This is a genomic window from Shewanella schlegeliana (assembly GCF_016765635.1).
GTDB lineage: Bacteria > Pseudomonadota > Gammaproteobacteria > Enterobacterales > Shewanellaceae > Shewanella > Shewanella schlegeliana.
In genome coordinates this window covers 79,297-100,189 of record NZ_JAESVD010000014.1, presented here as the reverse complement: position 1 = coordinate 100,189, position 20,893 = coordinate 79,297, and the positions used below count along the sequence as shown (strand labels likewise).

Below are 20,893 nucleotides of genomic sequence, written 5' to 3'. Positions count from 1 at the left end.
AAAGGACCGTTGTTATTTTTGCCCACCAGACTGGCGGGATAACACTTCTAATTTATTACTATCGCCATAAAGCACGCTTTCTAATCTAAATACTGCGGTATCGACTTTTGCCCCAGCCTCGAGTAAAAAATATTTACTCGTGACGCCAAAGCTCGACTTAAGCTTGGCATCACTGGCTAATGAAGCGATGGAGGAGTTTTCCCAAAACTCATCTATCTTGTCATAACCGTCTAGTGGGCGTTGATTGATGATACTTTCAGCTTCACCCACCGAAATCTTATTATCAAACATACCAGCAATTAACGCGGCCTGCTCCACTGGTATCGTATTGACGTTTAACACCTGCGTGGTATTGCCTGGTATTGCACACACGTATGGCGCAAGCTTTAAGTAAATATCTTGGGTAAAGCCCATCACAGCACGCAGTTCACTCTTATGGCTCATCAAGGTATTCGCTGCACGATACGGCACATTACGTGATTCATATTCCGCATCTTCTGCGCCATAAGGCCCTGCAGTCTGATCTTCATCGATATAATCTTTTGCTGTTTGTGCCAATCGTTCAGCAGCAAACTCATCCATCCCTAATGCAACCAATAACCCTTTAAATTGCACCGCAGGCAAAGGCATTTTCGGTTGACCATTCTCAACTTTTTCACTGGGCGCCGATAACGAGTTCACGTTAAAACACGCCCGCATATCACTAATTTTACCGGCGATCTCGCCCTTTTCAGCGGGAAATACCACATCAGCCTGTGCCCAATACTGCTGCAGGTGCACAGTATCTGAGTCTTCTAAGTCTTGCTTCAGTACTTTTTTAGCAATCTCTTCGGCAGAAATCGCATACCAATAGGCTTGATCGTACTGCGCCATGTTCAAAGTGCGTCTAACCGACAGCTGGTTACGTGAAGTAATATTGGTGGCAATAATCGCTACCATAGCCACAATCAATAACACGACGATAAGGGCGACACCGCGCTGCTTAGAAGGCATCTCTATTCACCCTTCCCGTCACCATTGTTACTACCGCCATTATTGCTGTTACCGCTATTATTTCCGTTATTGTTATTGCCGCCGTTGTTGTTACCGCCGTTATTATTGCCGCCATTGTTGCTGTCATCACTACCAGCAAGGGCACCTGTCGGTACTAAGAACTTACGCTGCACTTTACCAATATCTTCAAATTCAATTTCTATGGCGATCGCCTTAGGCAATTTGGTGGCGTCAGTTTTACGCTCCCACTTGTCATCGGTGAAAAACGCGTACTCAACAGAGAGTACCTTATCCATGATCACCGTCTTAATCGGCTCAGCTCCAATTTCTGGCTCTGGATAGGGGTAATACCAACGCTGCAACTGCCCTTCCATCACGACATAAGCTACCGACTGCAAGCTGCCTCTTGGTAGTAAACCATCGGGATTGAGCCAGCCTAGACGAAAAAATACTAACGACTCAGATTCCGAGTCGAGCATATTACTGCCAGTCTGGAAGACTGTGGTTCCCCTTCCGCCCTCTAATAATCTTGGCGTACGCGCCACCATCTGATTCAAGTCTCGCTCAATGACACCAAAACCTTGCTGCATCGCCTTGAGCTTGGTGGCAAAGTCCCGAGTGGCGGTATCGTTTTTCATCACGGTACTCAGCACGGTATTGGCGGCCAAACCTAGCATCGCAAAAATGGCGATGGCTATCAGCATCTCTAACAGGGTAAAGCCCTGCGGCGCTTTAATCTGCTTTGAGTACATAACTGCTCACTTCAGCGATAACGCGAGAAAACCGTTCGTCATCACTGATACTAATACGGATCATTCTAAAATTATCATCAGTGGTCTTAATGACCTCTTTACGCCAATACCAATCTTTATTGGCTAGCTCAACTTGCCCGTCTTTACGGCCAAGTTCTGGAAATTTAGGTTCTAAACGAGCATCGACCATCTGGTTATGAGCCACCCATTGTGCCATGGTACGCTCTTCTAAAATCGGCATGTTGGCGATCTGATCACCTAGGCTCTTAGTGATTGATACTGCGGCGATAGAAAATACCGCTAGGGCTACAATCACTTCGAGTAGTGTCATGCCTGCTTGTTTACGAGGCCTAGTCATAGAACGTCTTCATCTTCAAAGCCCATTCTTAAGCGCCCCAAAGCATCGCCAAAGACAACGACTTCGATATCTTGTTGCATCTCATCTTTGCTGACAAAAGCGAGTTCAAATGCACTCATCTCACCGCTAGGAAATAACATGATTTGCGGCTCGGGGAATTTCTTTTTTTCGTCGGCAGACTTTTCAATAAGCGGCTCATCGAACCAAGAGTCTTGCTCTTCATCCTCTTGCACTAATGGCAGCCCATCTAGCACCAACACCATCTCGACGCCGGGTTCCATCTGACGCTCGGCCAGCAATCTGTCTTGCTCTAAAGGCTTCCACTTTCCTTCATCGTAATAAACAAATTTGTAACTGGAGTCTTCTATCACTATGCCAACAAAATGGCCGCTCAGCACAGTTTCATCCAGCACCATTTCGGTAGCCATCATAAATTGCTGTGCAGTTCGCTCGAGCGCCTTCTCTTTGCTGGCGCCCCCCATGCCTAATGTGACTGCCGTGGCAGCAAGCCCCATAAGCAAAACAACGAGCAACACCTCCATTAAGGTGAAGCCCGTTTGGCGCGCTAACTTAACTCGCGGCAAGATCATCTTATTGGAAATTCTGTAGATTCCAGTTGCCAATATCATCTTCAGTACCTGGCTGACCATCTGGGCCTGAACTAAAGATATCTAGCTTACCGTTTTCACCTGGGCTCAATAGCAGGTAATCGTTACGCCATGGGTCTTGTGGTAGACGCTTAACATAACCATCGGCACGATAGTTACGTGGCTCAGGAGAGATAGTTGGCTTTTGTACTAACGCTTCCAGTCCTTGCTCTGTTGTTGGGTAAACACTGTTATCCAACTTGTACATGTCTAAGGCATTTTCTAATGCAACGATATCTGAAACCGCTTTTTGTTGATCGGCTTTATCTTTGTTACCCATCAGGTTAGGTACAACCATAGAGGCTAAAATACCTAAAATAACGATAACTACCATCACTTCTAAAAGGGTAAAACCTTTTTGTTTATTACGAGTTTGCATTAACTACTTCCTTAAACTAAAAAAACCACACAGCCGCCAGATAAGTGGTAGCTGAAAGTGAGTATTAACCACTAATCATATTATTTAGCGCCAAAATCGGCTGCAAAATAGCAAGAACAATAAATAGAACCACCGCAGCCATGCTGACAACTAACATAGGTTCAAACACCCCCAAAGCTATCGTCACGTTAGACTCAAACTCTCGGTCTTGGTTATCGGCGGCTCGCTCAAGCATCTGCTCAAGCTGACCACTTTTTTCGCCTGAGGTAATCATATAGAGCATCATTGGCGGGAAAAGTTTAGTGTTGGCTAGTGCAGTGCCTAAACTGGTACCTTCTCGTACCCGTAGTGTTGCCTCTTCAACCGCTGCTTTCACTTTGACATTCACCAGTACATCACTTGCAATACGCATCGCATCGAGTAGAGGTACTGAGCTGGCGGTCAGAATACTTAAGGTACGAGCAAAACGTGCCGTGTTAAGACTCTTACTCACCTTGCTAATGACGGGTAAACGCAACAGCATACTGTCGTATTTCATGCGGTTTTTAGGAGAAACCAACAAACGTTTAGCGATAAAGAACAGACCAACAATAACCGCGAGCACAATTAGACCGTAATCGCGAATAAAGTCAGATGATGCTATCAACAGCTCCGTTGTCCAAGGTAGTTCCTGCCCCATATGCTCGAACTGACCAACGACTTGCGGCACTACCGCAGCGAGCAAAATGGCAATAACGCCTATCGCTACCACAGTCAGTACGATAGGGTAGATCATCGCTTGAGTCATTTTACTCTTGAGCTGCTGGCGGCGCTCGGTGTAATCGGCAAGGCGATTCAGCACCACCTCTAAGTGACCTGACTTTTCGCCAGACGCCACCATAGCGCGATATAGCTCATCAAAAATATGCGGGAACTCTGCCATCGAATCGGCAAGACTATAACCCTCAACCACGCGTGAACGCACCGCCATCACCATGCTGGCTAAACGGTCTTTCTCACACTGTTGACCTACGGCCTTTAATGCTTCTTCTACGGGTAGACCAGCAGCGACTAAAGTTGCTATTTGGCGGGTGATCAGCGCAAGCTCAGCAGTAGAGATACCGCGCTTTAGAAAGCTCAGACCAGAGGACTTGCTCTTACTCTCTTTCTCAACGACTGGAGTGATCTCCAGCGGCATCAAACGCTGCTCTCTTAACTGAGTACGAGCGTGCCGCGCAGTATCAGCTTCAACAACGCCCTTTTTCTGCTTACCGGTTTTATCTAACGCTTTGTATTCAAATGCTGGCACGGCTTACTCCTCTCGAGTGACACGCAGCACTTCTTCTAGGGTGGTTTTACCCGCAAGCACCTTACTCATACCGTCATGGCGTATGCTAGGCACAGATTGGCGAATGTGTTTCTCGATAGCGAGTTCACCTCGACCAGTGTGGATAAGCTCACGCACTGTATCGTCGACGACCAATAACTCATGAATACCAGTACGACCACGATAACCGTTATGACCACATGACTGACAACCCTTAGCGCGGAAAATGACACGCGGATCGTCAGCGGTAATGCCTAATAGCTCTCTTTCACGATCATCCGGCGTGTGCTCCTCTTTACAGCTTGGGCACAAAGTACGGATAAGGCGCTGAGCAAGCACACCCAGTAGACTTGATGACACGAGGAAAGGCTCAACCCCCATATCTTGCAGACGGGTAATCGCACCCGATGCCGTATTGGTATGCAGTGTAGAGATCACCATGTGACCAGTAAGTGAAGCTTGAACCGCAATCTGCGCCGTTTCAAGATCTCGAATTTCACCGATCATCACCACATCAGGATCTTGACGCAAAATAGCACGCAAGCCACGAGCGAAAGTCATGTCGACCTTAGTGTTAACCTGGGTCTGACCGATACCTTCAAGCTCATATTCAATAGGATCTTCAACGGTAAGAATATTGGTGTCTTTTGAGTTGATCTCGGTAAGACCCGCATAGAGCGTGGTACTCTTACCCGAACCTGTGGGACCAGTCACCAAAATAATACCGTGGGGCCTACGGATAAGCTCATCAAATTGATGGCGCACAGACTCCGTCATTCCTAGTTGTTCTAAATCTAGGTTACCGGCATTTTTGTCTAATAGACGTAATACGACTCGCTCGCCATGACTCGATGGCATGGTAGATACACGCACATCAACGGCACGACCAGCTATACGCAATGAAATACGACCATCTTGTGGTACACGTTTTTCTGCTATATCGAGACGTGCCATAACCTTGATGCGTGACACCAGCAGAGATGACAGCTTACGGTTAGGCTTAAGGACCTCTTTTAATATGCCATCGACACGGAAGCGTACAATCAACTGCTTCTCGTAAGTTTCGATATGGATATCTGAGGCTTCCTCTTTAATGGCTTCAGACAAGAGGGCGTTGATTAACTTAATGATCGGGGCATCATCGTCACCTTCAAGCAGATCTTCTGTTTGCGGCAGCTCTTCGGCAAGCGTGAATAGATCCATCTCGTTACCAATATCTTCCATCATCTGCTGCGCTTCAGAGGAGTTAGCCTGATAAGCCTGTGTCAATCGCGCCTCAAAGGCAGCATCTTCAAGCTTGAACAGTGGCAGTTCTTTACCACAGTAGCGACGCACCTCGAGCAAGGCACTTAGTGGCGTACCTTGGGTATAATATAGCGACAACTCGCCCTCATCATCGGCAGCAAGCGCAACCTTAAAGCGATGGGCGAAAGCAAATGGTAATCGCTCTTTGCTACTCGAATGGAAGACTTGATCGGCCTCTTCCTCAGACACTGGCCCAAGCTCACTCGAGACTTGCGCTAGCTCTTCATCGACCGGAATTTGATTATCACTCATCGCTTGAATCTTTATCCGTGCCAGTGCTTTGCTTATCCGCTTCAGCAGCGTCGTTATTCTTGCTATTAGAGATACTCTTTAGCGTTGGATCGGTTTCGCGCATCTTAGTGTCTAAGCCTTTCCCCTCTTTATAACGGTTAAGCACTTCGTTCACATCTGCTGGCAGGTATGCCTCTTGATCCCACTCTTCTAGCACAGGCACTTCAGCATTTGGCATCAGGTTCACTCCCCGCTCCTGCTGTTCAAGCTGCAATGCACGGAAGTAGTTATACTTACGGCCTGCAATGCCTTCCATGGTGATACCATCACGAATAATCGTCGGCTTGATAAACACCATCAGGTTTTTCTTTTTCTTACCGCTTGAAGAAGACTTAAACAGGTGGCCGATAATCGGGATATCACCTAAGAAAGGCACTTTCTGCACCGACTCTTGCACTTCTTCGTTAATCAGACCACCCAGCACCACGATCTGGCCAGAATCAGCCATTACCGTTGTCGTTAAACGACGAGTAGCAAAGGTGACGTCGACACCAGTCTTACCGTTAATACCCGATACTTCTTGCTCAATAGTCAACTTAACCGCATTACCTTCGTTAACCTGTGGTACTACTTTAAGCTTCACACCGACCTCTTTACGTTCAACAGTCTGGAATGGGTTGCTGTTTCCGTTACTGGAGTTTTGGCTACCGGTCAGAATCGGCACTTCATCACCCACAATAAATGACGCTTCTTGGTTATCTAGGGTAGTAATTGATGGTGTTGCTAATACATTTGACTTGGTATCGCTTGAAACCGCTTGAATCAGTGCACCAAAGTCGCCCATGGCCACGCCCCATGCCATACCATTAACTTTACCCAATGCTTGCGCAAGCAGGGTAATGTCACCACGGGTATCTGGGTTCTCGGTACATGTACCGTCGTTACAAACTGTAGAACCTTTTTCACCTTGGGCCTGCCAAATACCAGCACCAATCTCACCGATAGTTGGGCCTAGGTTATTAAACTGAGTACCACCGCCAGCTTCGGTTGCCCACTGCACACCAAAGCCAACATCATCACCTTCAGAAACTTCTACGATAATCGCTTCAACCAGTACCTGTGCACGACGAATATCGAGCTGATTAATGACACTCTCAATAGTGCGCATCTGATCAGGCTCGGCGCTAATCACCAAAGCATTAGTGTCGGTGTGAGCCATAATATTAATTTCGTTGCGACGCTTACTAGCCCCGCCTTGTGGCGTGCCTTTATCATCGACAAGTTGCTCAGCAAAACCCGTTAATACTTCAACTAGATCTTCAGCCTTGGCATAACGCAGGTAACGAACCTTGGTATTACCGGTATTGGCTTGCTCTGCATCGAGTTTCTTAATGAGTTTAACCACACGCTCGCGGCTCTTCTCATCACCACTGACCACTACCGCATTGATACGCTCGTCGGCAACGACTTTTGGCGCCTGCCCCGGCATCTGTGCCTGGTTAGCAGTTGAGCGATAAAGGGTATCGATAATACGTACGATTTCACCTGCTGAAGCGTACTCAAGCTTAACCACTTCAACTGCGGTATCGCCTTGCTTATCAACACGGCGTACAATTTCAACTAGCTTATTTACCACGGCCGCGCGGCCAGAGATCATCAATACGTTGGAAGGGTCATAGTTTACGACGTTACCACCGCCAGCGTTATCATTGAGTTGGCGCAACAATGGGGCAAGTTGCTTGGCTTCGGTGTTATAGAGGGCGACGATGCGAGTAACCATCTCGTCACCAAGGCCTGGAGTATTATCATCAGCGACACGAATAGACGCAGTTTTAGCGTCCTTATCTTTAATCACCTTGATGATATTATTCTCCATCTCAACAACGGCATAACCGTAAACTTGCAATACGTTAAGGAAGAATTGGTAATATTGTTCATCGCTCAGAAGATCATAGCTACGAACATTAATTTTACCGCGAACGGTTGGGTCGACAATAATTGTTCGATTCAAGTTTTTACCAACAATGTTGATAAACTCTTGGATATCGGTGCCTTTAAAGTTAGCCGCATATTGTTCAGACCAAGCAAGCTGAGGTGCTAGCAATGAAGCCCCCATAACCATACCGGCGATTAGTCTGCGTCTAATCTGCTTATTATTCATTGTTATACTTCCCCTAAACCCTTTCGTTGCGGCAAATTCAAATCGTATTACTGCAAATTTTATTGTTATTCCTGCTGCGATTATTCAGGCAGACTAAACATTATCTCTATCAGTTGGCCATCACGCTCAACCATTAAAGCAACTTCAGTCATCTCTGGCAGCTGCGCCATAACCTCTAGTGCCTGACCCATATCGGTCAAGTCATAACCATTAATCGATTTTGCTAAATCATTGGCTTTGAAGCCTGCTTGCTTAAACAGTTCCCGATCTTTTCCCGGATTGAGGCGATAACCCGCCAGTTCTCCGCCACTTTTGACCGGGGAAATCGACAGATAATCGGTAATCTTACTCGGATCGGCTAAAATCTCTTCACGAGACTGACTAAGTTCAGTAGCCACGGCTCGATTCTTACGGTTATCGATCGTCTTGCCTTTAGAAACACTCTTAGCTTTCTGTAGCTGCTGATTAGCCGCACCATTAGTATTGTATTCTAGACCATCCAACATCAAAGTCTCGTAACGACCACTGTTGGTGATAATAATACGATCGGCGTAAACCTCTTTAAGTGAAGCTGAAGTGCCTCTGATCTTATCACCTAAACCATAAGTATCTTGGCTGCCACTCGAAGCGATAACCGCTAAACCTTTCTTTTCGGTTGTTGAAGCCACTACACCAGTTAGCTGGATAGACAGTGAGGTTTTGGGTGCATCGGTAATGATCTCTTCAACTGGTGCAACCTTTGGCTTGGCGCCAGTCGCATCTGGCTTACCAAAAAGAGACAGCTGTTGCAGGCTGGCAACGTTGACAGCGCCAGTGGAGCTACTTGTGACAGGAGTCGGTACCCAGCGAGCGGTCGCCGAGTCATCGGGAATTAACTTCCAAGTTATTTGCGCTAATAGGTACAGAGCGATCAATAGCCCAAAGCTAAATATCGCAGTGCTAATAGGCTTTTGAGGCACGCCAGCGGCCTTAGTTAAAAACTTATCTAATAAATCCATATTTAAGTGGACCCTCTGTACAGGTCTCTGTTCTGATTATGATAATTTAGCGAATCCTGACTCATGCTAACCTACACTGCTTTTGGCAACAAGCCCATAACAGCAGCAATGTTGGCGATAATTGACCGAATATGCTAACTTTACGCGCCTAAAAAGGGTGTGAAGCCTGCCACTATTTTACCAGCGAGAAAGTAAAGATTTGTATATTACTGCCGAGCTTGTGAGCTTCACCCAGCATTTTAATTTAAATTAATCTAATCACTGGAGTCGCTCATGAATAACAACGAGCAACAAGCCATTCAAGTAAGGCTTGATAAATGGCTCTGGGCCGCGCGTTTTTATAAGACGCGAGCCATCGCAAAAGAGATGATTAATGGTGGTAAAGTACACTATAACGGCCAGCGCACGAAATCGAGCAAATATGCCGAGGTAGGTGCCACCATCAGATTAAGACAGGGCTATGACGAAAAAGAGATTGTCATCGCTAAACTGTCAGAATACCGACAAAAAGGGTCGATAGCACAAACCCTTTATGAAGAGACACCGCAAAGTATAGCCAAACGAGAGACTTATGCTGAGCAACGACGTCTGAATATTCTTAATAATCCCGCTCCTGATCAGAAGCCGGATAAGAAGCAACGTCGACAAATTATGCGCTTTAAAGAAAGCTAAAAATTGGAAACACAGAATGAACACAGAGATGACCACAGATAATCTATATCGTTACTTATTCGAAAACGCGAGCGTTCGCGGCGAATTGGTGCAGCTACAAAATAGCTACCAGGAAGTAATTTCCGCACACGAATACCCGTTAGCTATCCAGAAAGTATTGGGCGAGCTAATGGCATCAACCTCATTATTGACTGCAACCTTGAAGTTCAGCGGTGATATCAGCATCCAACTGCAAGGTGACGGCCCGGTATCATTAGCGGTAATCAACGGTAATAATCTACAACAGCTTCGTGGCGTATCGCGCTGGGAAGGCGAGATTAGCAACGATGCAAGTCTTAAGCAGATGTTTGGCAAAGGCTACATGGTGATTACTCTAACACCTGATATCGGTGAACGTTACCAAGGTGTTGTCGCATTAGATAAAGAGACGCTTGCCGAGTGCTTAGAAGATTACTTCAAGCAATCAGAGCAGCTACCGACAAAGATCAAGCTGTTTGCTGACACTAAGCAAGCCGCTGGCATGTTCTTACAGGTGTTGCCAACTGACGGCAATCACAACGGAGAGTTCGAGCATCTATCTGTGCTAACTGAAACCGTTAAGCAAGAAGAACTGTTTACACTGCCAGCCGAAGAAGTACTTCACCGTCTATATCACGAAGAAGAGGTGCGTCTATTCGAGCCTGTGGAAATTACCTTTAAGTGTACTTGCTCTAAAGAGCGTAGCGCTCAAGCAATCCGCACCGTATCGAAAGATGAAGTCGATGCGATCATCGCCGAGCAAGGTAAAGTAGAAATGGGCTGTGAGTACTGCAACAGCAAATATGTCTTCGATGCAATTGATGTTGAAGCTATCTTTGCCAATGCAGCAAGTAGCGATGTGACTCAATAATTGTTGAGAGTGACAAGCTAAATCAAAGGCGCTCATCGAGCGCCTTTTTTATGCTTAAATTCCACTTATAAACATACAAATGTTTCAAGAAAAGTGTTTTTAGATCTCTTTTTAATGTTTTTTTTGATCCAGTACACATATTCATAACCGCATACGTTACAATCGCCCTAATTAAAAGCTGGCACGATAGATCAGCACCTAATCATGACCTCACAGATGGAGACCTTACCTATGGCGGATGGATCAAACCGCGAGTACCTTAACCTTTCAACAGGCCAGTTAGTCGAACTTGCGTTAGCACGCGGTGAAGGCCAATTGACTGCGAATGGTGCTTTAGTTGCAAAGACTGGTGAACGTTCAGGCCGTTCTCCTAACGATCGCTTTATCGTCAAAGAGCCAAGCTCTGAAGCCGATATCGAATGGGGCCCAGTCAACAAGCCTTTCGAAGCCGATGCTTTTACCGCGCTTTGGAGCCGAGTTGAAGATTTCCTCGCTGATAAAGACACCTTTGTATCGAACCTCGAAGTCGGTGCAAGCCTAGAACACTACCAGCCAGTTAAAGTCACCACTCAGTATGCTTGGCATCAACTATTTGCTCGCAACCTATTCATCGTGCCAGAAGAGTTTAACGTCGCCGACAAGCCTGTATGGCAGATAATGAATGCACCAGGGTTTGAGTGTGTTCCTGAGCGAGACGGCACCCACTCTGATGCAACCGTCATTATCAACTTCGCTGAGCGCAAAGTACTTTTAGCGGGCCTTAAGTACGCTGGTGAAATGAAGAAATCGATGTTCTCGGTACAAAACTTCCTGCTACCCGCTAAAGGCGTGCTACCTATGCACTGCTCGGCTAATGTTGGCGAAGATGGCGATACCACTCTGTTCTTCGGCCTATCTGGTACGGGGAAAACGACACTATCAGCGGATCCTAAGCGCTTCTTAATCGGCGATGATGAGCACGGCTGGGCACCTGGCGGCGTATTCAACATCGAAGGTGGTTGCTACGCCAAATGTATCGACCTAAGCCAGAAAAATGAGCCTGTGATCTGGGATGCTATCCGCTTTGGAACTGTGCTTGAAAACGTCGTGACCGATGAAAATCGAGTCCCTGATTACAGCAACTCGAGCCTAACCGAAAACACCCGTGCTGCTTATCCACTTGAGCATATCGCACAGCGTAAACTCGATAACTGCGGCGCAGAGCCGCACGCAGTCGTGTTTCTAACTTGTGATGTTTCAGGCGTATTACCGCCTGTATCTAAGCTCACTAAAGAGCAAGCGGCTTACCATTTCTTGTCGGGTTATACCGCTAAGGTGGGCTCTACTGAGATGGGCTCTACTGCCGCGATTCAATCGACCTTCTCTACCTGTTTTGGTGCGCCGTTCTTCCCACGCCCGGCGGGGGTTTACGCCGAGCTACTGATGAAGCGTATCGAGACTTTCGGCAGTCAAGTTTACCTAGTCAACACAGGCTGGACCGGCGGACCACATGGTATTGGTAAGCGTTTTGATATCCCAACGACCCGTGCCATTGTTGATGCCATCGTGTCGGGTGAGCTAAAAGACGTAGAGACCGAGTACCTAGAGAAGCTAAACCTTCATGTGCCGGTTGCAATTTCTGGCGTAGACAGCAAGCTGCTAAACCCAATCAATACTTGGGAAGATAAGGCTCAGTATGCCGAGTTTGCTCAGCGTCTTGCTGACAGCTTTAAGGCTAACTTCGAGAAGTATCAGGTGCCAGACTCCATCAAGAATGCAGGTCCTAACGCTTAAAGGTCTTATGTCTAGTGCTCAATATTGAGCGTAACTCATATTAGAGATGACATTCTAGATTGCGTTCGAGAATAAAAAATCCCAGCCCAGGCTGGGATTTTTATTGCTTAATACCGAGCGGCGTAACCTACTTATAAATAGATAAAAATATCAAAAAAACCATATTCCTCTCCAACTCCAACATGTAAAGCCTCACAAACTTAAAGTAAAGCATGCTTGACTTGCAATTAATAACCCTCTAAGTTTAAGTCAAGCTTACTTTACATCGATAGAGTAGAAAACACGCAATACATAAGGAACTGTAACCATGAAGATCATCGAAGCTATCTGTGCCAAAGGCCTGCCAAAGCGCGACCTGAAAAACGCCAATCGAGTTAACCTACTGGCGCTCTTTTGGGCACTCACACTAATGATAAGCACCTTTTTAAGTGAGAATGAATTGCTAAACAGCGGACTATTAATCACCTTAGCATTCTGCATACACACGCTTATCGGTATCGCCATGTTGGTATCCTATCGCCATTTTTTGGTACAGCTCGATGAGATGGAGCGCAAGGTTCAACTAGATGCACTCGCTTTGTCTGTGGGGGTCGCTATTATTAGCTTTTCTAGCTATTCAATACTGGAAAATAACGCTATTGTGCCGCCGCTCAATGCCGCATACCTTATCGTATTAATCGCTTTGACCTATATCGTTGGCATTATTAAAGGAAGGATCAGTTACCGATGAAAAACCGTCTAAAAGTGCTCAGAGCAGAGCGCGACTGGACTCAAGCCGACTTGGCAGAAAAGCTCGAAGTTTCAAGGCAAACCATCAATGCAATTGAAAAAGGAAAGTATGACCCAAGTTTGCCTTTAGCTTTTAAAGTCGCTCGGTTATTTGAGATGCCAATTGAAGCCATTTTTGAGGACGAAACTGAACTCACCATGAGTTAGACGAATGACATTTAAGTACGACTTGATGCATAGTCTTTCGAATTGTAGAGATAGATAGGCCTTAGATTTCACCGTGAAGTCTAAGGCCTACCGACTCGCTACATAAGATCACCAAAGCGCATATTTTGAAACAGTTACCCAGTTGCACTTATCGATAATTTATTGAAAGATAACTGTCTAATAATAATTCAAATAGCTAAAAAATGGGTACCCGACCATGCGCTTAACCTCTCTATCAGCCATCGCCTTATTGGCGGCCAGCACCAGTGGCTACTGTCTCGAAGCAGATCAAACAAGTACGACACCTCAACTAGCAAACACCTATATCAACGATGATATTTTGCCGCCTATCATCGCATGGCACGGTGGCAGTGAATCACTCATCCTCGCAGCAGACTCAAAATGGGCTACGCCATTTGAGCAAAACGGCCTAAAGACGAGCCCTAGCTATGATGAAACCTTTGCCTGGTTAGACAACCTAGTAGCCGAGAGTGAGATGCTTAAGAAGGTGAGCATAGGCAAGAGCCCACAAGGTCGTGAGATCTGGATGATTGTCGCCTCCAAAGAGGGAGCGGAAGACGCAACTACTTTAGCGGATAATGGTAAACCAACCCTGCTGGTACAGGCAGGGATCCACTCAGGGGAAATTGACGGCAAAGATGCTGGCATGATGTTACTACGCGATATGGTATTTAACGGCAAGGCTGAGCTACTTGATAACGCCAACCTATTATTTGTGCCGATTTTCAGTGTTGATGGCCATGAACGCTCAACCGAATATAACCGCGTAAATCAGCGAGGTCCGGTTAACATGGGCTGGCGCACCACAGCGCAAAACCTCAATCTAAATCGAGATTATGCCAAAGCCGACACGCCAGAGATGCAGCATATGCTACGGGCTATCAATGTTTGGCAACCCGATCTTTATATCGACGTGCATGTCACCGACGGCATCGACTATCAATATGACGTGACTTTTGGCTATAACTTACCACAAGGCAAAAGCCCATCAATTTACCATTGGCTAGAGAGCAGCTATCGACCAAAGATTGAATCGGCCCTCTCTGAACAAGGGCATATTCCTGGCCCATTAGTATTTGCCATCGACAATACCGATATCACTAAGGGGATGTCTTTATGGAACGCTAGCCCGCGCTTCTCTAACGGTTACGGTGACGCCCGCCATCTACCCACAATTTTGATTGAAAATCACAGCCTAAAACCCTTTAAACAACGAGTGCTAGGCACCTATGTGATGCTCGAATCCAGCCTTAAAGCGATAGCAGACGATAGCACCAAGTTAAAATCAGCTATTCAGCAAGATAAGTATCGCTACTCCCCAAGAGTGACCCTCACTTGGCAACAGGAGCAGCAAGCACAAGGTTGGGATTTTAAGGGGATCGGTTACACGTTAGAACAAAGCGCTATTAGTGGTAACGAGATTGTGCGCTGGAATGGCCTACCACAACTGTACCCAAACTTGCCTGTTATTGGTGGGACTAAGGCCGATATCAAAGTGAGCCGCCCAGATGCTTATTATATTCCATCGCAGTGGCAAGAGGTGATTGAACGCCTGAGTGTTCATGGCATACGTATGACCACGCTAGATAAGCCGACTCAGCTTAAGCTGCAGCAATATCAATTTAGCAATCCAAGCTTTAACAACAGTGATTATGAAGGGCGTCAACAGGTCAAGGCCGAGGTCACTAGCCAAGCAGTCGATGTAAAATTGCCTGCGGGTACGGTACGTATTGATACCAAGCAGCCCTTAGGCGATCTCGCCATCTTACTGCTTGAGCCGCAATCGCCAGACTCACTGTTCCAGTGGGGCTTCTTTAATCCAATATTCACCCGTACCGAATATATTGAAAACTATGCGGTAGAGCCGTTGGCAGCAAAGATGCTAAAGGATGATCCGGCACTGCAAGCCGAGTTTGATAAGGCACTTACAGATCCTGAGTTTGCTGCAAACCCAAGAGCACGATTGCGCTGGTTCTATGAGCGTAGCCCCTACTTTGACAATCAATACCTAAAGTACCCAGTGCTTAGGGGGAACTAGCACCACTAGATTCAACCATAGCAAAACAGCGCCTTTAGGCGCTGTTTTTACATTATGGATAACCCGTTAACTCACATACCTCTATGGCTTCTTAGTGGCAGATATTGCGTAGGTCAATGGCAGACGCTGCCCTTTCTGCTCAACAAAATAACGTTGACGTTGCTCTACGCCTTGCGGCAATTCCACCTCTACAGTCTCTTCAGTTAAGCCTTCGAAACAGTTGTAGGGGCTAAAGGGATATTCATCGAAGCTATTTATCTCTAGGCCTGCCTTGATGAGGGCATTAATCACATCGGATAACGAGTGTGACCAACTCATGAAGGTGTTGGTATCGTCATTAGCGTTTTCCGTATAGGTCACTTCGTCTTCTACGTCTGGCGCATCTTGATGAAAGTAGCTATAGCCCTCAAATACCGCCTGAGCGGGATGGAATTCCACCATATAAAACTGGCCACCAGCCACCAGCTTACTCGCGATAACTTGTGCCCACTTATCCAGATCCGGTAGCCAAACAATCGCACCGTAGGAGGTAAAAACCAGATCAAACTGCTGCGCTACACTGTCTGTCACACTATAAACATCGCCGCAGATAAACTCTGCGTTCAGCTCTGCTTGCTCGGCCAGCGAGCCAGCTTGTGTGATGGCCGCAGGTGATAGATCAACACCCGTTACTTCGGCGCCCATGCGTGCCCATGACAAGGTATCCAAGCCAAAATGACACTGCAGATGCAATAGGCTTTTACCATTCACCTCTAAGTGAGCTAGCTCTATCTCTTGCAGTGAACTCGCTCCCTTAAGAAAACCAGCTACATCATAAAACTTAGATGTCACATGAGTCTGTACACGTCGATCCCAACCTTGCTGGTTAACCGATAAATAATCCATCTCTGTTTCCCTACTTGATTTTATATTCTAGATTCTAGGCTCGTGTAATTAGAAGGTTCTAGGTTCTGCACTTTCAGCCAAGCCATTGAGTAAATTAACTAATAGTTGTGCTTTCATCATAGTAATTGAGTTAATTTACCACCCAAAACAGGACGCAACACAAAGATAACACATTTAAAACAATTAGATACCTTGTTGGCATGGTTACTGCTTATTCAGAGACAGATAAACATTAAAAGCAGCTTTGTTAAGTCTGCACTTAGATCTTGAGACTCTTAGACCTTAAGATCAAAATAATAAAAGGAAGTTAACCCAATGAAATCGACCTCGACTCTACTTGCCACCGTCATTGCCATTTCGCTTTCCGGCTGCATCATCAATGTTAACGGCACCAGCGCGGGACCACTAAACCACCAGAAGAAACAATTACAAATTGATGCTACTCACATTGAAAGCTTAGTTGCCGAGACTGGCGCTGGCGATCTCAACATTCAAGGCGTCGAAGGGCTTTCACAAATCATGGTTACCGCCGATATCTACACCTATGGCGATATCGAAAGTAATCTCAGTCTCAAGCAAAACGGCTCTAAAGCCACACTGACTGCCGAGTTCGATAGCAGCATTAATTTTCAACGCTCACCCTATATCGATCTCACCATTCAAGTTCCCAGCAGCATGATGCTAGATATCGATGATGGCTCTGGCGACATAGAGATCAACAATGTTCAGGCGAATATTACCTTAGACGATGGCTCTGGCGATTTGTGGATCAAGGGCGGTCACGACATCAATATCCAAGATGGCTCTGGCTCTGTCGAGGTCAGCAACACCACAGGCAAACTCACCCTAGAAGATGGCTCGGGTTCTATCACCCTATCCGGTATTGGCGGCGATACCCACATCGATGACGGGTCGGGCGACTTAAGCGTTAACAACGTCAATGGCCATGTGGTGATTGATGATGGTTCTGGTGATATCGATGTCGATAACACTCTGGGTTTAAGCATTATCGAATCCGGTTCAGGTGATTTAAGCATAGATAACATCAACGGCTCAGTCAGCATGCACTAGTTCTACCGCTATAAAGATACCTCGACAGAGTAAACACCTTCCCGGCGCAGGGCTTGTTGTCGACTAGTGTGCCTAGCGGTCAGATATAGTGACAGCAAGAGTACTAACGGCAACAGTGCCCTGCCCAACTAATTGAATAAGAGTGCTTTATGAATAAAGTGAAACTACTTTGGAAAGATAATCGCCAGCTAGTGCTATTCATTATTTTAATGTCTGTTTGCAGAAGTGCTATCGCGGACTGGTACACAGTACCGACTGGCTCAATGCAACCCACGATTAAAGAGGGTGACCGCATTGTAGTGGATAAGATGGCCTATGACTTACGGGTACCCTTTACTCAGATATCACTGCTAACTACCGGCGAGCCAGAACGGGGAGAGATTGTCATTTTTGAATCAAAAGCCGCAGACAGTCGCTTAATCAAACGTGTTGTCGGGCTACCTGGCGATACTGTCGGCTTAAACAATGAAATCCTAGTTATTAATGGCAAAGCGTTAGATTACTCACTGGTAACGAGTGATCAGCGGGAGTTAATCGCCACAGAAAACCTGAATGGCTTATCCCATAGCATCCGTATTGAGAAGGATGCTAGCGTTCAGTTGAGTAGCTTCGAAACGGTGACCGTCCCCGAGGGGCACTATCTGGTCATGGGCGATAACCGCCGCAACAGCGCCGATTCACGGGTGTATGGTTTTGTCCCTAGGGGTGAACTCAGAGGTAAAGCAACCAGAGTCGCATTCTCTCTGGACTATGAAAACCACTACCTTCCTCGAGAAGAGCGGTTTTTCACTAATCTATACTCGGATTAAATAACTGATAGTGAGCGCCGCTGTGGCTGTAATAGTACAGGTACAAGATAGCGTGGCGCTAGTGACTATTCGACTACCCCCTCTATCAAGGCGAGCTTCTTAGATCTAGGCCATCTCTTCAATGCTATCTCACGCTTAAGCGCATCGGAGCGACTGCCTACGGTTTCCGAGTAGGCCAATGTCAGCGGCCCTTTGCCTCGTAGGTATTTAGCCGACTTAGCACTACCACTCTGATGCTCGGCAAAACGCCGAGCCACATCTGTGGTCACCCCGGTATAGAGGTGACCGTTAGCGCAACGAACCATATACAGAAACCAAGTCGGCTCTGGGCTGTTAGTCTCCGGTATTTGAACAATATCGGCCATTAACGACTAGCACTCTCTGTTATATCGCTTGGTTGAATTGCCTTATCATCTAAGCCTAACAAGCCAAGGAAGAAAGCATACTCTTTCGCCGTATCATCATACTGACGATAGCGACCACTCTTACCGCCATGCCCGGCTTCCATGTCAGTATCGAACAGCAGCATATTGTCGTCAGTCTTAACCTCACGCAGCTTAGCCACCCACTTAGCAGGTTCGAAATACTGCACTTGTGAATCATGCAAGCCTGTTGTCACCAACAAGTGGGGATAGTTCTGAGACCTGACATTATCGTAAGGGGCATAGCTAAGCATGTAGTCGAAGTAGACTTTCTCATTTGGGTTGCCCCACTCGTCATACTCGTTAGTGGTCAAGGGGATAGACTCATCGAGCATGGTGGTAACCACATCGACAAACGGCACATGGGCGGCCACGGCAAAGTAACGCTCAGGCGCCTGATTGATAACCCCCCCCATAAGTAGACCACCCGCACTGCCACCAGCGGCCACCACCTTGTCTTTAGCGCCATAGCCTTGCTCAGTTAGCGCCTTGGTGACATCGATAAAGTCATTGAAGCTATTTTGCTTATTAAGCATCCTGCCATCGTCATACCAGGCTCGGCCAAGCATCTCAGAGCCTCGCACATGAGCGATAGCATATACCACACCGCGATCCAGTAGGCTCAAGACCGATGAACTAAAGTCGGGCTCTACGGTATAGCCGTATGAGCCATAGCCATATTGATACAGTGGATTGGTGCCATCCTTGTTAAACTTATCTTTACGATAGACCAAGGTCACAGGGACCTCTTTACCATCGCGCGCCTCAATAAACAGACGCTCTGCTTGATAATCATCGGCATTAAACTCACCTAGCACTTTTTCTTGCTTAAGCAGTTTACGCTCGTTTGGCTTAGCCAGTGCATATTCATACACAGACTCTGGCGTCGTAGGGCTAGAGTAATAAATTCTAAGCTTGTCGCTCTGCTGGTTAGCATTAATATCGAAGCCAACCACATAGGCGGGATCATTAAAAGCCAGCTCAAACTCTGCTTGGCCAATAAGCGGATAGACTCGAATGCGGCTAATGCCTCTCTCGCGGGTTTGCACTACCATATAATCGCTAAGCAGCAGCACATCTTCGATGCGTGAGTTCAGGTCGTGGGCGATAACATCTTGCCAAGCGCTCTTATCGGCAGCCTGACTAATTGCCACCTTCATCAAACGGAAATTACTCGCCTGCCAATTTGTGAGGATGTAATAGCTGTCGCCTAACTTAGACACCGAGTACTCATGCCCCTCCTCTCTTGGTAGCACAGGTTCAAACTGGCCTAGGGGCAGCTTGGCATCTAGCATTCTAACTTCGCTGGTCACAGTGCTTTCGGCATGCAAGACAATCACCGACTCATCTAGCGATTTGCCTAAGCTGATATAGAAGGTATCGTCTTGCTCTTCATATACCAGTACATCTTCCGATTGCGCCGTACCTAACTTGTGGCGAAACACTCGATAGCCCAGCAGTGTCTGCGGATCTTTAGCAATATAGAACAGGTGTTGATTGTCACTGGCCCAAACGATGCTACCATCGGTCCCCTCAAGCTTATCGCCCATGAGCTCACCTGAGGTTAAGTCTTTAAAGTACAGGGTGTAGATCCGCCGGCTAAGTAGATCTTCACCGAACACCAGCTTAGTTTCATCGGGACTCACCGACACCCCGCCCAAACCATAGAAGTCCTTTCCCTCTGCACGCTCATTTACATCCAGCAGAATGTGCTCACTATCGCTCTCTAACGCGGTTTTACGGGCGATGACTGGGTATTCGAATCCCTGTTTGTAATAGCGGTAATACCAATGCTGATGCCAGAAGTAAGGCACACTCGATTCGTCTTTATCTAGACGCCCCACCAGCTCATCAAACAGATGCTGCTTAAGGTCATTAAATGGTTTGAACTCTTGTTTGGTATAAGCATTTTCTGCGTTTAAATGACTGATCACTTTTGGCGCTTTGCGCTCGTCATCGCGCATCCAGTAATAATCGTCGACACGTGTTACTCCGTGGAGTGTCATGCTATGTGGGACTTTATCGGCTTGAGGAGGTTTAACAGCTTGGGTGGTGGTCATATTATTACATCCAAATAGCAGTACAGCGCTCAGTATGAGGGGAGCCATTTTCATCTAACATTCCTTGTGCAATCTTAATCGAAGCTATCCGTACTTTGATTAGGGGCGATCCATTAATAACTTAGCCGACAGTTTTGGCCTATCTCGCCATTTTGATGTCTCAGCTTGTCATTTAATTTAAATAGGC

At 46.6% G+C, this 20,893-nt stretch carries 19 protein-coding genes and 1 pseudogene; 8 read left to right on the top strand and 12 right to left on the bottom strand.

Annotated features, from left to right (window positions below; all coding sequences use genetic code 11):
- Positions 1–12: 12 nt before the first annotated feature.
- The 9 genes from gspK to gspC all read right to left on the bottom strand — a co-directional run bounded on the left by gspK (position 13) and on the right by gspC (position 9,130).
- Positions 13–993 (bottom strand): type II secretion system minor pseudopilin GspK, encoded by a 981-nt coding sequence (gspK, locus tag JMA39_RS19555; RefSeq protein ID WP_202723574.1) that lies wholly within the window; start codon positions 991–993, stop codon positions 13–15.
- A gap of 2 nt (positions 994–995) precedes the next feature.
- Positions 996–1,745, bottom strand: a complete 750-nt coding sequence (gspJ, locus tag JMA39_RS19550; RefSeq protein ID WP_202723573.1) for a type II secretion system minor pseudopilin GspJ — start codon at positions 1,743–1,745, stop codon at positions 996–998.
- Entirely contained in the window at positions 1,726–2,103 is a 378-nt protein-coding gene (gspI, locus tag JMA39_RS19545) for a type II secretion system minor pseudopilin GspI (RefSeq protein WP_202723572.1), read from the bottom strand. The genes gspJ and gspI overlap by 20 nt, the downstream gene beginning before the upstream one ends.
- Positions 2,100–2,732, bottom strand: coding sequence for a type II secretion system minor pseudopilin GspH (gene gspH, locus JMA39_RS19540; RefSeq protein ID WP_202723571.1), 633 nt, complete (start codon positions 2,730–2,732; stop codon positions 2,100–2,102). Before gspH ends, gspI begins: the two co-directional genes overlap by 4 nt.
- Positions 2,695–3,129, bottom strand: coding sequence for a type II secretion system major pseudopilin GspG (gene gspG / locus JMA39_RS19535; RefSeq protein WP_202723570.1), 435 nt, complete (start codon positions 3,127–3,129; stop codon positions 2,695–2,697). Before gspG ends, gspH begins: the two co-directional genes overlap by 38 nt.
- Before the next feature lie 64 nt (positions 3,130–3,193).
- On the bottom strand, positions 3,194–4,417 hold the full coding sequence (gene gspF, locus JMA39_RS19530; RefSeq protein ID WP_202723569.1) for a type II secretion system inner membrane protein GspF: 1,224 nt from the start codon (positions 4,415–4,417) through the stop codon (positions 3,194–3,196).
- Between the two features lie 3 nt (positions 4,418–4,420).
- Entirely contained in the window at positions 4,421–5,992 is a 1,572-nt protein-coding gene (gene gspE, locus JMA39_RS19525) for a type II secretion system ATPase GspE (protein ID WP_202723568.1), read from the bottom strand.
- Entirely contained in the window at positions 5,985–8,132 is a 2,148-nt protein-coding gene (gspD, locus tag JMA39_RS19520; protein ID WP_202723567.1) for a type II secretion system secretin GspD, read from the bottom strand. The genes gspE and gspD overlap by 8 nt, the downstream gene beginning before the upstream one ends.
- Before the next feature lie 80 nt (positions 8,133–8,212).
- Complete coding sequence (gspC, locus tag JMA39_RS19515; protein ID WP_202723566.1) at positions 8,213–9,130, bottom strand: type II secretion system protein GspC; 918 nt, start codon at positions 9,128–9,130, stop codon at positions 8,213–8,215.
- A 273-nt stretch (positions 9,131–9,403) separates the two neighbouring features.
- On the opposite strand from gspC, the gene hslR reads away from it, so the two are divergent.
- The 6 genes from hslR to JMA39_RS19485 all read left to right on the top strand — a co-directional run bounded on the left by hslR (position 9,404) and on the right by JMA39_RS19485 (position 15,459).
- Positions 9,404–9,802, top strand: coding sequence for a ribosome-associated heat shock protein Hsp15 (gene hslR, locus JMA39_RS19510; protein ID WP_202723565.1), 399 nt, complete (start codon positions 9,404–9,406; stop codon positions 9,800–9,802).
- Positions 9,803–9,830: 28 nt separating this feature from the next.
- On the top strand, positions 9,831–10,691 hold the full coding sequence (gene hslO, locus JMA39_RS19505; RefSeq protein WP_202723594.1) for an Hsp33 family molecular chaperone HslO: 861 nt from the start codon (positions 9,831–9,833) through the stop codon (positions 10,689–10,691).
- Positions 10,692–10,922: 231 nt separating this feature from the next.
- Positions 10,923–12,464: a phosphoenolpyruvate carboxykinase gene (locus JMA39_RS19500; RefSeq protein WP_202723593.1), complete on the top strand. Its 1,542-nt coding sequence runs from the start codon at positions 10,923–10,925 to the stop codon at positions 12,462–12,464.
- A gap of 307 nt (positions 12,465–12,771) precedes the next feature.
- Entirely contained in the window at positions 12,772–13,194 is a 423-nt protein-coding gene (locus tag JMA39_RS19495) for a hypothetical protein (protein ID WP_202723564.1), read from the top strand.
- Complete coding sequence (locus JMA39_RS19490; RefSeq protein WP_012279224.1) at positions 13,191–13,400, top strand: helix-turn-helix transcriptional regulator; 210 nt, start codon at positions 13,191–13,193, stop codon at positions 13,398–13,400. The genes JMA39_RS19495 and JMA39_RS19490 overlap by 4 nt, the downstream gene beginning before the upstream one ends.
- 217 nt (positions 13,401–13,617) lie before the next feature.
- Positions 13,618–15,459, top strand: coding sequence for a M14 family metallopeptidase (locus JMA39_RS19485; RefSeq protein WP_202723563.1), 1,842 nt, complete (start codon positions 13,618–13,620; stop codon positions 15,457–15,459).
- Between the two features lie 81 nt (positions 15,460–15,540).
- On the opposite strand, the gene JMA39_RS19480 is transcribed toward JMA39_RS19485, so the two are convergent.
- Positions 15,541–16,344 carry a class I SAM-dependent methyltransferase gene (locus JMA39_RS19480; RefSeq protein WP_202723562.1) on the bottom strand — a complete coding sequence of 268 codons (804 nt, stop codon included), beginning with the start codon at positions 16,342–16,344 and terminating at the stop codon, positions 15,541–15,543.
- A 315-nt stretch (positions 16,345–16,659) separates the two neighbouring features.
- Between JMA39_RS19480 and JMA39_RS19475 the strand changes: the two genes are divergently transcribed.
- Positions 16,660–17,415, top strand: a complete 756-nt coding sequence (locus tag JMA39_RS19475; RefSeq protein WP_202723561.1) for a DUF4097 family beta strand repeat-containing protein — start codon at positions 16,660–16,662, stop codon at positions 17,413–17,415.
- A 149-nt stretch (positions 17,416–17,564) separates the two neighbouring features.
- Positions 17,565–18,224 (top strand): signal peptidase I, encoded by a 660-nt coding sequence (gene lepB / locus JMA39_RS19470; RefSeq protein WP_202723559.1) that lies wholly within the window; start codon positions 17,565–17,567, stop codon positions 18,222–18,224.
- Between the two features lie 65 nt (positions 18,225–18,289).
- Here lepB and JMA39_RS19465 read toward each other — a convergent pair.
- Positions 18,290–18,541, bottom strand: a pseudogene (locus tag JMA39_RS19465) (GIY-YIG nuclease family protein); the annotation flags it as partial.
- A 47-nt stretch (positions 18,542–18,588) separates the two neighbouring features.
- Positions 18,589–20,760: a S9 family peptidase gene (locus JMA39_RS19460; protein ID WP_373316358.1), complete on the bottom strand. Its 2,172-nt coding sequence runs from the start codon at positions 20,758–20,760 to the stop codon at positions 18,589–18,591.
- Between the last annotated feature and the right edge of the window lie 133 nt (positions 20,761–20,893).

Coding starts and splice junctions, on each gene's coding strand:
- gspK (WP_202723574.1), bottom strand. CDS start 993: ATGCCTTCTAAGCAGCGCGGTGTCGCCCTTATCGTCGTGTTATTGATT.
- JMA39_RS19495 (WP_202723564.1), top strand. CDS start 12,772: ATGAAGATCATCGAAGCTATCTGTGCCAAAGGCCTGCCAAAGCGCGAC.
- gspI (WP_202723572.1), bottom strand. CDS start 2,103: ATGACTAGGCCTCGTAAACAAGCAGGCATGACACTACTCGAAGTGATT.
- gspE (WP_202723568.1), bottom strand. CDS start 5,992: ATGAGTGATAATCAAATTCCGGTCGATGAAGAGCTAGCGCAAGTCTCG.
- lepB (WP_202723559.1), top strand. CDS start 17,565: ATGAATAAAGTGAAACTACTTTGGAAAGATAATCGCCAGCTAGTGCTA.
- hslO (WP_202723594.1), top strand. CDS start 9,831: ATGACCACAGATAATCTATATCGTTACTTATTCGAAAACGCGAGCGTT.
- JMA39_RS19500 (WP_202723593.1), top strand. CDS start 10,923: ATGGCGGATGGATCAAACCGCGAGTACCTTAACCTTTCAACAGGCCAG.
- JMA39_RS19485 (WP_202723563.1), top strand. CDS start 13,618: ATGCGCTTAACCTCTCTATCAGCCATCGCCTTATTGGCGGCCAGCACC.
- hslR (WP_202723565.1), top strand. CDS start 9,404: ATGAATAACAACGAGCAACAAGCCATTCAAGTAAGGCTTGATAAATGG.
- gspG (WP_202723570.1), bottom strand. CDS start 3,129: ATGCAAACTCGTAATAAACAAAAAGGTTTTACCCTTTTAGAAGTGATG.
- JMA39_RS19490 (WP_012279224.1), top strand. CDS start 13,191: ATGAAAAACCGTCTAAAAGTGCTCAGAGCAGAGCGCGACTGGACTCAA.
- gspJ (WP_202723573.1), bottom strand. CDS start 1,745: ATGTACTCAAAGCAGATTAAAGCGCCGCAGGGCTTTACCCTGTTAGAG.
- JMA39_RS19475 (WP_202723561.1), top strand. CDS start 16,660: ATGAAATCGACCTCGACTCTACTTGCCACCGTCATTGCCATTTCGCTT.
- JMA39_RS19460 (WP_373316358.1), bottom strand. CDS start 20,760: ATGAAAATGGCTCCCCTCATACTGAGCGCTGTACTGCTATTTGGATGT.
- gspD (WP_202723567.1), bottom strand. CDS start 8,132: ATGAATAATAAGCAGATTAGACGCAGACTAATCGCCGGTATGGTTATG.
- gspH (WP_202723571.1), bottom strand. CDS start 2,732: ATGATATTGGCAACTGGAATCTACAGAATTTCCAATAAGATGATCTTG.
- gspC (WP_202723566.1), bottom strand. CDS start 9,130: ATGGATTTATTAGATAAGTTTTTAACTAAGGCCGCTGGCGTGCCTCAA.
- JMA39_RS19480 (WP_202723562.1), bottom strand. CDS start 16,344: ATGGATTATTTATCGGTTAACCAGCAAGGTTGGGATCGACGTGTACAG.